Genomic DNA, 12,739 nt, shown 5'->3' on the forward strand with positions numbered 1-12,739 from the left:
ATTAATACCAATAATCATCTAAATCATCTTTAGGAATAACTAAAATTTTAGGATTTTTCTTAGGATCTATCCACTTTAATATTTCAATCATTTTTTCTCTAGGCATTGAAACACATCCTCCAGTAGCCCCTCTTCCTAAACAATGTACAAAAATTGCTCCTCCTTTATTTGGAACCTGATTGTGATTATAATCAGTTATTAAAGAATATTCATATTGTCTAGGATAAGAAATTAAATGCTCATAATCTCCACCAGGATTATAATTAATCAATCTATTATATGTAGAATTTTCGCTATTTAAATCCCAATACATATTATTATTAACCTTTATATAATCTAATTTTGTTCCAGGATTATTCTTAACTCCAAAAGCTCCTGTTATGCTCATAACACCAGCTGGAGTAGTATTAGTTGATTGAACTCTATTTTCAATATAAGCAAGTCCATTAGCTCCTACTCTTCCAGTTGTACTATCAATATTATTCCATTCACCAGAATCATTCTTTTCATAAATTTCTATATTACAATAACTTGTACTCATATTATTTGTCGTTACAACTATTATTTGATTACTATTTTCTAACTTTGGATTTCTAAAGGCTTTTTCATAATGAGCTACCCCATTATTATCTATTCTCCATCCATCAATATATTGGTTATTTATCATTTTCCCATCATCATTAAAGTAATACCAATAATCATTTATTTTGTTCCATTTTGTATCCATAACTCCATTTTCTTTAAGATGATACCATGTATCATTTATATTTTGCCACCCAATTTTCATCTCTCCATTATTATTAAAATAATACCAGTCGTTATTTATTTTTTTCCAACCTATATCCATAGGTCCATTTTCATTTAAGTGATACCATTCATTATTTATATATTTCCATCCATTTTCCATAGCACCACTTTCATTTAAATGGTACCATGCTCCCCCTAGTTCTCTCCATCCAATATCCACTACACCATTATCTCTTAAATGGTACCAACTTCCATTAATATTTTGCCAACCAGTCATCATAGATCCACTATTATTAAAATAATACCAATCTCCATTTATTTTTCTCCAACCAGTATCCATTACGCCATTCTCTCTCAAATGATACCAAGTTTTATTTATATACTTCCATCCTATTTCCATTTCTCCCTTTGAATTAAAGTAAAACCAATCCCCCTTTATATTCTCCCAATCCTTACTTCTAAGATTATTAGAATCAACATAGCTCCACTTATTATTTTCAAATTTCCATTCCTTATTATTAGCTGCTTGTACATTTTCTCCTAATACAAATCCACTACATAAAGTAGTAATTGCACAAGTTAAACTAAATAATTTTATTTTTCTTTTTGTAAATTTCATTATAGACTCCCCTTACAATAATTATTAAAACATGAAAAATTAATTATATATTCATAATTTTAACATAAAATAAATGCTTTGTTAATTATTCTTATAACCATTTATCTAAATTATGTATAAATTAAAATTTAAACAACATAAAAAAACTATATGATAAAATTATTTTTAAAATTCTATCATATAGTTTAGTTATACTTATTTTTAGTTATTTAAAAGAATATTTACTAATCCATTAGCAAATTTACCTGAAAAATCTCTTCTTAATATATCTTGATGTGAATAAGGAACTGGAAATTCTACTAAAACTGATTTAGCTCCTATAGCATTTCCATAAGTTATTACAAATCCACCTGGATATTTATTTATATTTCTAAAGCCAAATTCATTATCAAAATATCTAGCAATGCTAGGATTACCTATTGTTTTGTTTTCCCATCCATGTACATCTAAAAGAACTTTTTCAGTTGCTCCTTCCATAGTTTTATTTATGAAACTATATAAAGCCTTTGCCTCTGGAGAACCTAATGCTGTTGGTCCTGTATAGTTTCTAGCACTATAAAAAGGAGAAAATCCTGTAGGGAATGATCTATTTATATCATTCTTAGTTGTTACTGTAGTTCTACCTGGTCCATTGTTTGTCCATCCATCAATTCTTCCATCTGGATTAGCTGAAGGTATAATATATACACTCCATTCACTTAAATCTATTCCTTTAGTATTATATTCACTTCTTAATCTATTTACTGACTTTTCAGCTATTATTTTAAGTTCTTGTGAATCACCACTCCAAGCATCTTCATATCCATGTACTCCAAACACTGAGAATAATACCTTTTTACCATGTCCTATTCTATAATATTCTAAATCTCTACCCTTTCCACTCTTTCCATATACACCTTCAGTTACAATCTTATTTCCTACTCCATTTTTATCTAAATACCAATCATCTATAACTTTGTTGCTTTCTTTTTCTCCACTATTATTAAAATAATACCATTCACTTTCTATAGTTCTCCATCCAATACTCATAACTCCATTATCATTGAAATAATATGTTGAGTTATCAATATCTTGCCAGCTTGTCTGCATTTTACCTATATTATCAAAGTAATACCAGTCATTATTTATTTTTCTCCAACCAGTATCTGCAGGTCCATTTTCTCTTAAATGGTACCATATATCATTTATATATTGCCAACCTGTTTGCATTTCGCCGCTATTATTAAAATAATATTTGTCTCCATTTATATCTTGCCATCCAGTATTCATTTTACCGTCATCTTCAAGATGATACCATATATTATTTATATGTTGCCAACCTGTCTGCATTTCTCCATCTGAGTTTAATAGATACCAATCACTTCCTAATGATCTCCAACCAGTGTCCATTACTCCATTATCTCTGAAATGATATCTTTTATTTCCTATAGACTGCCATCCTGTTTGCATTTCTCCATCATTATTAAAATAATACCAATCATTATTAATCTTTCTCCAACCAGTATCCATAGGTCCATTATCTCTAAAATGGTACCATATATCATTTATATATTGCCAGCCAACTTGCATTTCTCCATTATTATCAAAACGATACCATTCATCATTTATTTTTTTAAACCCAGTAGCTAAACTTCCATCACTTTCATGATAATACCACTTATCATTTATAATTTCCCATCCATTTTTTATCTCTTTGTTTTTCTTGTCACTTAATTCTACCTTATTGTCAACTTTTACTTCACTAATATTAGTTGTGTTCTTATTTCCTTCAGCATAAACTGTTTCAATGCTACCTAAAGTAACAGAACCTAACAGTCCTAAAGAAAGAACTAATGCAATACTTTTTCTCTTCACTTGTCCACCTCTTTTTTTGAATTAGCGTATAAACTTGCTTATACTTAAATATTACCTTATTACGTTATATTTATCAATATTAGAAATTTATTCTATAATAAAAAGACTGAATTTAATCAGTCTTTTTATTACTGTTTCCATATTCCTTTTTCATCGAAATAATAACTATTTCCATTTATATATTGCCAACCTGTTTGCATTTCTCCATTCTCATTAAAATAATGCCATTGTCCATCTATTTCTCTCCATCCAATGTCCATTACACCATTATCTCTAAAATGATATTTTGGAGTACCAATATTTTGCCATCCTGTTTGCATTTCTCCATTTGAATTAAAATAGTACCAATCATTATTTATTTTTTTCCATCCTACAGTCATTGAACCTGTAGTTTCAAAATGATACCATATATTATTTTCAAATAACCATCCTGTTTGCATTTCTCCATTTATATTAAAATAGTACCAAATATTATCTATTTTTCTCCAGCCAATATTCATTACTCCATTATCATTGAAATAATACTTATATTTACCTATTGTCTGCCAACCCTTTTGCATTTCTCCATCATTATTAAAATAATACCAATATCCATCTATTTCTCTCCAACCTATGTCTATTGTTCCATTATCTCTAAAATGATACCATATATTATCTATACATAGCCAACCTGTTTGCATCTTACCTGATTGATCAAAATAATACTTGTTATTATCTATATTATTCCACCCAGTAACATATTTTCCGTCTATATAATAGTACCATATGCCATTATTTAATTCCCATTTTCCCATAACATTTTCAGAATACTTACCTTCATTTATAAGCTTAACTTTTGATGCATCTACAAAGCCTTTATCATTCCAATCGTATGGACCTGGGAATGCTACTGGTGATCCATTTGATATTACAGGAGTTGTTCTAACTGGATTTATTTCATAACATTCTTTTCCATTGTGATTAATCTTTTCTTTGCTAGTTAAAATTGTTGTAGCTCCTATTTTTTCTACTCTTTCAGTATATAAGCTACCTACATCATATAATTTTTCATTATCTTTATTTGTAACACTACTAGCCCCTGTATAAATGCCTAACTGATAGTAATTATAATCTTTTAAACCTGCTATTCCTTTTCCACTTGTCCAGTAATCAGCTATATAAGCATTTTGTCCTGCTTTTTCTCCCCAGAATGGATCTGAAGCATATTTAACATTAGCTCCACTACCCTTATTTCCAAGGTATCCTCCAAAATATCTCCAATCTTCTGGATCTGAATATCCTCTAGAAATATAATATTTTGCAAAATCATTTATACAGCCTTCAACAGTTTCAAATGAATTTGCTGATGCTCCTGGACTTGAATCAATAGCATTTATTCCAAATAAATTATTTTTTTGTTGAGCTATTTGAGATGTTCCCCAAGCTGATTCATTAGCCGCTAGTCCTAAAAGTAAAAGAGCATTTGCTCCATATTTATTTTGTGCATCTATAAAAGCTTGTCCAGTTCCTCTTAATTTGCTATATGATTTTGTCTTTTTAGCAATAAAATTATTTAATTCTTCAGCAGTAAATGTTGTTTTACTTCTAAATGGTAAATGCATATAATATGGATAAAAAGGATTATTTGCATTTACGGAATTATTATGATTATCATTTTGTAAATCACCTATTAATGTACTTAAATCTTTATAAAAATATTTGTTATCATAACTATAATATTTTACATTTTCACTTAAGAAATTAGGTGCTGGTCCTATAACAACCTCATATCCACCTTCAGAATAATTGGTAAGATCACTACTTATATAATGGATTAACTCTCCATCTCTAACTATATAATAACTTGGATTTTTTACTTGGTTTAATGGTACTATGACTAAATCATAATTTCCAGAACTAGTATCTTTATTTACCCAACCTTCATATCCTCCAACTTCTATTTTTGCAACATTTCCTCTATCCTCAATTATTGGAACATCATCTACATAACCATGATTAATATATGTAAAGTCATTTGTTAAATTAGGATTAGCATATATATTAGTTATTTCTCCATATCCAGCTGGACTTCCATTTTTATATTTAACTAATCTTCCCATTGATTTTTCTGAATAAGCTACTTGTCCACTATCATTTAAAACAACAGGCATTGCTGCAAAAGTATTATATTTTTCACTTGCATTTTCAACCTTTTTCTCTGCTTCTTCCTTTGTGTTTGCAGAATCTAAAAATGTATATTTCCCATTTTCATGAGCTAATGCTATCTCATACTTACTCTTAGTCTTTGTAACAAGTCTGTTTATAGATTCTTGACCTTCTTTATCCTTTTTAAATTCTTCTCTCTCAATTCCATTTTCATCTTTATAGCTTTCTACATTATCACCTGGAATTGAAAAAAACATATTTGGCTCTTTTACAATTTCATAAGTTTCTCCAACTAAAGTAGAAGACTTATTTTCATCAGACTTATCATTTACATTCTCTGAAGCTAGAACATTAATTGAAGTTACACTTAAAGTAATAACTGTAGCAAGAATAAACTTTTTAATCAATGAAACTCCCCCTTTTATTTTTTATCTTTTTAATTTTTTAGTAAATTTATTTATTATTTCTAATAAACAATCATCTTTAATAACTAGTAAAATCAAGAAATAAACTAATGGGTTTATAATCATTACTGCTAAAGTAAATAGTATAACTCCACTTATAAATTTTCCTATAAAATAAGTTATAGGTATAAATAATAATGATATTGCTAGATACTTCATCTTATCTAGGCTAAAAATGTTAAAATCTAAGTTCATAACAAATTTTATATATAAGTATTCTAATATAATAACGACTATATTAGCTAGCATTGTTGTTATTACTGCATTTGTTCCATTGAAATAACCTGTCCATAATAATGTTACATTTAATATTAGGTTTACTGCTCCCCCTATAAATGTTATCTTTACTTGTTCTTTCTCTTTTCCTCTTATATACATAACCTGATTACTTAATATGGTCTCAAATCCTAAAGTAATTATATATATAGCAAAAACCTTAAGCATTGGTATAGCATCTAAATACTTACTACCACCATATATAAGAATTACCTCTTTAGCTAAAACCAACATACCTATAGCAGCTGGGAAAAGAACTATAAAATACATTTTAGAAATTTTATCTAATAAACCTTTATATTCATCATGATTTTCATTTGCTATATAATTTGACATTCTTGGAATAGTTGCATAAATAACTGTAAGCAACAAGGTATTTATTATGTTACTTATATTTTGCGCTGTTGTATAATAAGCAACAGAATCCATATTTATATACTCTCCTATAAAATATCTATCAAGTTGAGTGTATAATACATTGGCATTTGATAATATAACAACTAAAAACATAGGTTTTATATGCCTTAATAATTTTAAGTCAGAAAAATCAAAAGGTATTCTTTTTCTTATGTATATAAAACTTACAATATTATTTAAAAATGTTGATAAAACTAAAAGAATCATATATTCTTTTAAGTCATTTGCACTTCTAACAAGTATAAATAAAAATACTACATAAACAATTCTAATTATAATAGTTTTTATTGTTATGAAGTCATAGTTTTCTAATCCTTCATTTACCCATTCAGTATAAAAGATATTAGCTAATAAATTAAAAGTTAATATCATACAAGCAACATATATTTCTGTTCCAGAATAGTTAAACTGAACAAATAATACATACCCAATTGTTGTAAGTATATTTGTTATAAAGGTTAGAGTAAATAGACTGGTATATACCTGTGAGAGCTTTTTTTTATCGTCTCTAACTCTACTTATTTCTCTTAAACCATATTGATATACTCCAAAACCTGCAAATATGAAAAAGTATCCATATATTGTTTGGGAGAAGTTTATTGTTCCCATTAAGTCTGGTCCTAAAACTCTTAATACATAAGGACCTATAATTATTGGAACTACTACATTAAAAATATTTAATAAGAATTTAAATATTATATTTTTCGATATTGATTTACTCATAGTTCCTCCTAATTATAATATTCTATCATTACTATGTCTCCACCCTTTAACTTTTCTTGATTTGTTGGTGCTTCTACATAATCCCATTCCTTTATAGGTGTCATATAATTTGGTCCATAATTTTCTCTTAAATAACCATCTGGATTTTCAGGAACTGTATATTCTTTTCCTTTAAACATGATTTTTTCAAGGCCTCTCTTCTTAACAAAATACTTCATTCCTTCAAAGCCAGTTGATACATCCTTATCTTTATAACTAACTTTATTTAGTTTATTATTTTTAAAAGTAAATCCATATGTCCACATAAGATTTTCATCTTTAAAATAGTAAAATATATCAAAGTATAACCCTTTATAGCTATATGTTTGCTCTACTACCTTACCATCTAAAGTAAATTCACGAACTTTTTTTATATTAGCTTCTTTAAAAGCTTTTTCTACTTCTTCAACTTGATTTTCGTAAAACATTCCTAAATCTATATCTAAATCGTGTGCTATAAAATCCTTTTCTCTCATAGCTCCAAGCAAAGTTCCATAATCAAGCCAAAAATGAAGATTATTCTTATCTAAATTTTCCTTTATAGTTTCTAAACAATCTTTAGCATGCTCTTTAAATAAAACTCTTCTTCCTTCTTCTAATTTCTCTTTATGATTTTTCCTCATATTTTTTACTAAATTTGTATTTGCAAAAGTTTCACTCAACATAATATTTCTTACTATGTTCTTTAATTTTCTTTTCACTTTACTCATAACTATCTCCTAAAAATCTCTTATTTCATAAGCAAATTATATTATAAATGCATAAAAGAATTTTATATTTCAAAATTCTTTTATGCTTTATGGTTAATTTTTATATTCAAAAAATCCTTTTATTCTACTTTTAAAAGCAAGCCAACTTCTTTTTGACTTAGTTGTCTTAAATGTTATTAAATATATTAATGATTTTAAGAAATGATATCCCTCAGCCTTAATAAATAATATTAGCATAGAAAAATCAAAATTTGATTTTACCATTGCACCAAATCCTAAACCATAACTATATATTTTCTTATCATCCATATTGCTATTTGAATCATAATGTGGATGATATATTTGAAGTTCTGGATTATATATTATTTTTAGACCCTTTTTACAGTTTTTATATATCAAATCTGCATCTTCACAAGCTCCAAAATATTTACCTGCTCCTAATTGATCATTAAATTTTACAAAGCATTTTTTACTATCTAAAAACATAGTTACTGAAGAACACTTTGTATAAAAGTTATTTTTATTTATTTCTATCTTCTCTTTAGGCCACTCCCTAAGTGAATCTTCACCATTACGCTCAACAATTCTTCCCATTAATAAGTCACAATGTTCATTTTCAAAGTAATTATTAACTATATTAAGGGTATCTACTAGATATTCACAATCATCATCTGGAAAAGCTATTATATCTCCAGTTGCTATCTCTAACCCCTTATTTCTATTTAAAGCTAATCCTCTTTCATTAGATTTTATGTGAACCACTTTTATTTTTTCTTTATATTTACTAATTATGGGCTCTAAGTCTATTTCTTTATTTTGATCAACAATGATTACTTCAACTTTATCCATTGGATAATTTGAATTCATTAGACTTTCAAGAAAACACCCTACTTCATCTTTTCTCCCATAGGTAGCCATTATCAATGAAAATTTTCTAATCATATTCTTTGCTCATCTTTCTTCATAATCATATTTATTATAATTAATAGTGTTAAAGTTACTACTAAATCATTATCATATCCTAAGTATTGTAAACAAACTATGGCTAACATAGGAAATATTATCATAAATAAATTTTTCAATATATTTTTTCTTGTAATAAAATCTTTAAAAAATTGAATTATAAAGGTAATATAAAGAACAATTCCTATTATTCCAAGTTCAAAAAATATATTAAGAAATACGTTATGAAGATTTGATTCAAACCTTCCTAATATATCCTGAATGAAATAAGCACTATATCCTATACCATTACCTACTATAAAATGAGTATCAAAAACGCTTATAATAAATTCTTTCCATATATATAATCTTGTAAAGCCACCATCTGTCATATTAAACTCTAAGTGGAAAAATTTATCAAAAAAGACAAACAGTGCTCCCAAGAATAAAATTCCACTTACTGCATATATACCTATTCTATATTTATAATTTAAATTTCTCATACTATAAAAAGCTAAAAATACTATCGGTATTATTATAGCTACTTGAGCAGTTCTGCTTAATAAAAGTACAACTGTTACTATCCCTAAAATTATAAAACTTATTTTTTCAATTAAATTTATATTAAAATTATCGAAGGCACATATGTAAAGGTATATCATATATATTAATGCAAACTTAGTAGCCCAAATATTCTTATTTTCTGCTCCAATTATATTATGATAACTACTGATTGTATAAGCTGCATCAGAACTTTCTGTTAGTGCGCCACTAAAAAAATCATTAAATAACTTGCCATCAAAATAAATATATATAATTTGTATAAAATTAATCAATATTATAAACTCTAAAAATCTAACTAAAGTTTTCTTATGGAACTTCATATTTGTTCCATCTACAACAAAATATGTTGATAATAGAAAACTCATATTAAGCAAAAGTTTTATAACATTTGAATAATATACAGGATGTTTAAAAATAAAACTTGCTATTATAGTATTTATAACTGTCCATATTATAAATAAAGCTAAAGTAATATTCCATTTTTTTAAATTTATATGTATCTCTTTTTTAAAAATAAGATATATAACATATAATATATTTAGTACAAATAGAGGTATATATATTTTAAAGTCTCTAATAAATATTGAGAATAGCACAAAATATATAAAAAGTTCATACTTTGTGTTTGATTTATTTCTTAAATTCATATATTATCTCCTATATTCAATTTATTATCTATACATCTTCTCATAATATTTTTGATAATCTCCTGATGTTACATTTTCCATCCATTCTTTATTATCTAAGTACCATTTTATTGTTTTCTTTATTCCAACTTCAAAAGTTGTTTCTGGATACCATCCTAACTCTTCTTTTATCTTTGTTGGATCTATTCCGTATCTTCTATCATGACCTTTTCTATCTTCAACATACTTTATTAAGTTTTCAGTTATTTCTTCATCTACATTATCATGTAAGTATTCTATAACTGTTTTTACTATTTGTATGTTAGTTCTTTCATTATGTCCACCAACATTGTAAACTTCTCCAAGTCTTCCCCCGTTTATTACCATATCGATTGCTTTTGCATGGTCTTCAACGAATAACCAGTCTCTTATATTCATTCCATCTCCGTAAACTGGTAAATCCTTATGATTTAAACAGTTATTTATTAGAAGTGGTATAAGTTTTTCTGGGAATTGGAATGGTCCATAGTTATTTGAACATCTTGTTATGTTTACTGGCATTTTATATGTATCTGCATAAGCCTTAACCATTAAATCTGAACTTGCTTTGCTTGATGAATATGGACTATGTGGATCTAATGGTGTTGTTTCCATGAAATATCCTGTTTCTCCTAATGAACCATAAACTTCATCTGTTGAAACATGCAGGAATTTAACTCCTTCTTTCCATCCTTCTTCTGTTTCCCATGCATTTTTAGCACAGTTAAGTAAATTTACTGTTCCTAATACATTAGTTTTAGCAAATACTTCTGGCTCTCTTATACTTCTATCAACATGTGATTCTGCTGCAAAGTGAGCTACATAGTCTATCTCATATTTTTCAAATAAACTTGAAACTAATTCTTTATCACATATATCTCCTTGAACGAATATATGTCTTTCATCATTTTCTATTGATTTTAAGTTTTCTAAATTTCCTGCATAAGTTAATTTATCTAAGTTTATTATTTTTATATCTTTGTATTTCTTTAACATATATAATACAAAGTTAGATCCTATAAATCCTGCTCCACCTGTAACTAAGTAAGTTTTCATTTAATTCTCTCCTAACTTTAATAACTTTTATTGATTTTGTTGATTTTCAAAAAAGCTTTTTAAAGCTTCCTTCCAATCTCTCATTTCATCACCAATTGTACATCTAAGCATCATATTATCTAATGATGAATATTCTGGTCTTTTAGCTGGTGTTTTATATTCTTCTGAAGTACATGGGTTAACAATGCACTTATTGCCAGCTAACTCCATTATTTCTTTAGCAAAATCATACCAAGTACATTCCCCTTTTCCTGTACAATGGTATATTCCGTATTCTTCTGTTTCTATAAGCTTTAATATATGATATGCTAAATCATTTGCGTGAGTTGGATTTCCTTTTTGATCATTAACTACATTTAATGATTCTTTTTCTTTTCCAAGTCTCATCATTGTGTAAACAAAGTTATGTCCCACATATCCATATAACCAAGCGGTTCTAACTATATAATATTTTGAACAAAACTCTTTAACATAATTTTCACCTAAAAGTTTTGTTTTTCCATAAACACTATAAGGTGCAGTTAAATCAAACTCAGTTAATGGTTTTTCACCAAAACCACTAAATACATAATCTGTTGAAACTTGAACTAATTTAGCTCCAATTTCTTCACAAACCATAGCTAAATTTCTTGCTCCTAAAGAATTAACTTTAAATGCAAAATCTTCATTACTTTCACATCCGTCAACATTTGTTGCCGCTGCACAGTTTATTACTACATCTGGTTTTTCTTCATTAAGTACATTTTTAACATTTTCTAAGCTAGTTATATCTAATTTATCAACATCTAAAGCAATAACTTCTGAGTTTTTTATATTTTCACTAACTGAACCTATTTCTGCTTTTCCACTTTTTATTATTGATTGAAGTTCATTTCCTAATTGTCCATTTGAACCTGTTATTAATATTTTCATAGACTTCCTCCTATTAACCTTCATATATAAAAGGAATATCTAATTCTTTTAAAGTTTTTTGTTTCTTATCTTTTTCTGATAAGATTATTTCTTCTATTCCTTCTAAAGGCCATTCTACATTAACATATTTATCATTCCAAAGAAGTCCACTGTCATATTCTGGAGCATAAAAATCTGTACATTTATAGTTAAATACAGCTTCATCAGATAAAACTACAAATCCATGAGCAAATCCTTCTGGAACGTAGAATTGTCTTTTATTTTCTGCACTTAAATGAACACCTTCCCATTGTCCAAATGTAGGTGATCCTTTTCTTAAATCTACAGCTACATCCCAAACCTCTCCTTGAGTTACTCTAACAAGCTTTCCTTGAGTATGTTTAGTTTGGAAATGTAATCCTCTTAAAACACCTTTTTTAGATTTTGATTCATTATCTTGAACAAATTTCATAGTAAGTCCAGCTTCTTCAAAAGCTTTTTGACTATATGTTTCCATGAAATATCCTCTTTCATCTCCAAAAACTTTTGGTTCTATAATATATAAATCTTTTATTTTTGTTTCTATAAATTTAAAGTTACTCATCTTTTCACCACTTTCAATAAATT

General features: G+C 27.2%; 10 protein-coding genes. All 10 read right to left on the reverse strand.

The features are described from left to right. Position 1: 1 nt before the first annotated feature. The 10 genes from I6G60_RS13340 to rfbC all read right to left on the reverse strand — a co-directional run bounded on the left by I6G60_RS13340 (position 2) and on the right by rfbC (position 12,716). Positions 2 to 1,366: a L,D-transpeptidase family protein gene (locus I6G60_RS13340; protein ID WP_049039483.1), complete on the reverse strand. Its 1,365-nt coding sequence runs from the start codon at positions 1,364 to 1,366 to the stop codon at positions 2 to 4. A gap of 201 nt (positions 1,367 to 1,567) precedes the next feature. Then, on the reverse strand, positions 1,568 to 3,220 hold the full coding sequence (locus I6G60_RS13345; protein ID WP_003460499.1) for a cell wall-binding protein: 1,653 nt from the start codon (positions 3,218 to 3,220) through the stop codon (positions 1,568 to 1,570). Positions 3,221 to 3,348: 128 nt separating this feature from the next. Next, a complete protein-coding gene (locus I6G60_RS13350; protein ID WP_003460505.1) occupies positions 3,349 to 5,772 on the reverse strand; it encodes a glucosaminidase domain-containing protein in 2,424 nt (807 codons plus the stop codon). Positions 5,773 to 5,793: 21 nt separating this feature from the next. After that, a complete protein-coding gene (locus tag I6G60_RS13355) occupies positions 5,794 to 7,245 on the reverse strand; it encodes a flippase (protein ID WP_011590273.1) in 1,452 nt (483 codons plus the stop codon). A gap of 8 nt (positions 7,246 to 7,253) precedes the next feature. Then, positions 7,254 to 7,994, reverse strand: a complete 741-nt coding sequence (locus I6G60_RS13360) for a LicD family protein (protein WP_003448712.1) — start codon at positions 7,992 to 7,994, stop codon at positions 7,254 to 7,256. Between the two features lie 93 nt (positions 7,995 to 8,087). Continuing rightward, positions 8,088 to 8,936, reverse strand: coding sequence for a glycosyltransferase (locus I6G60_RS13365; RefSeq protein ID WP_003460503.1), 849 nt, complete (start codon positions 8,934 to 8,936; stop codon positions 8,088 to 8,090). Then, on the reverse strand, positions 8,933 to 10,147 hold the full coding sequence (locus I6G60_RS13370; RefSeq protein WP_003448723.1) for an O-antigen ligase family protein: 1,215 nt from the start codon (positions 10,145 to 10,147) through the stop codon (positions 8,933 to 8,935). The genes I6G60_RS13365 and I6G60_RS13370 overlap by 4 nt, the downstream gene beginning before the upstream one ends. Before the next feature lie 24 nt (positions 10,148 to 10,171). Next, positions 10,172 to 11,221: a dTDP-glucose 4,6-dehydratase gene (gene rfbB / locus I6G60_RS13375; RefSeq protein WP_003460529.1), complete on the reverse strand. Its 1,050-nt coding sequence runs from the start codon at positions 11,219 to 11,221 to the stop codon at positions 10,172 to 10,174. Between the two features lie 27 nt (positions 11,222 to 11,248). After that, complete coding sequence (gene rfbD / locus I6G60_RS13380; RefSeq protein WP_011009934.1) at positions 11,249 to 12,133, reverse strand: dTDP-4-dehydrorhamnose reductase; 885 nt, start codon at positions 12,131 to 12,133, stop codon at positions 11,249 to 11,251. A 13-nt stretch (positions 12,134 to 12,146) separates the two neighbouring features. Continuing rightward, positions 12,147 to 12,716 (reverse strand): dTDP-4-dehydrorhamnose 3,5-epimerase, encoded by a 570-nt coding sequence (gene rfbC, locus I6G60_RS13385; protein WP_003460494.1) that lies wholly within the window; start codon positions 12,714 to 12,716, stop codon positions 12,147 to 12,149. Positions 12,717 to 12,739: the final 23 nt, after the last annotated feature.

The organism is Clostridium perfringens (genome assembly GCF_016027375.1).
GTDB classification, from domain to species: Bacteria; Bacillota; Clostridia; order Clostridiales; family Clostridiaceae; genus Sarcina; species Sarcina perfringens.

Excerpts from the sequence above, each read along its gene's own strand:
- I6G60_RS13370 (WP_003448723.1), bottom strand. The coding sequence starts at position 10,147 with ATGAATTTAAGAAATAAATCAAACACAAAGTATGAACTTTTTATATAT.
- I6G60_RS13340 (WP_049039483.1), bottom strand. The coding sequence starts at position 1,366 with ATGAAATTTACAAAAAGAAAAATAAAATTATTTAGTTTAACTTGTGCA.
- I6G60_RS13365 (WP_003460503.1), bottom strand. The coding sequence starts at position 8,936 with ATGATTAGAAAATTTTCATTGATAATGGCTACCTATGGGAGAAAAGAT.
- rfbB (WP_003460529.1), bottom strand. The coding sequence starts at position 11,221 with ATGAAAACTTACTTAGTTACAGGTGGAGCAGGATTTATAGGATCTAAC.
- rfbC (WP_003460494.1), bottom strand. The coding sequence starts at position 12,716 with ATGAGTAACTTTAAATTTATAGAAACAAAAATAAAAGATTTATATATT.
- rfbD (WP_011009934.1), bottom strand. The coding sequence starts at position 12,133 with ATGAAAATATTAATAACAGGTTCAAATGGACAATTAGGAAATGAACTT.
- I6G60_RS13355 (WP_011590273.1), bottom strand. The coding sequence starts at position 7,245 with ATGAGTAAATCAATATCGAAAAATATAATATTTAAATTCTTATTAAAT.
- I6G60_RS13360 (WP_003448712.1), bottom strand. The coding sequence starts at position 7,994 with ATGAGTAAAGTGAAAAGAAAATTAAAGAACATAGTAAGAAATATTATG.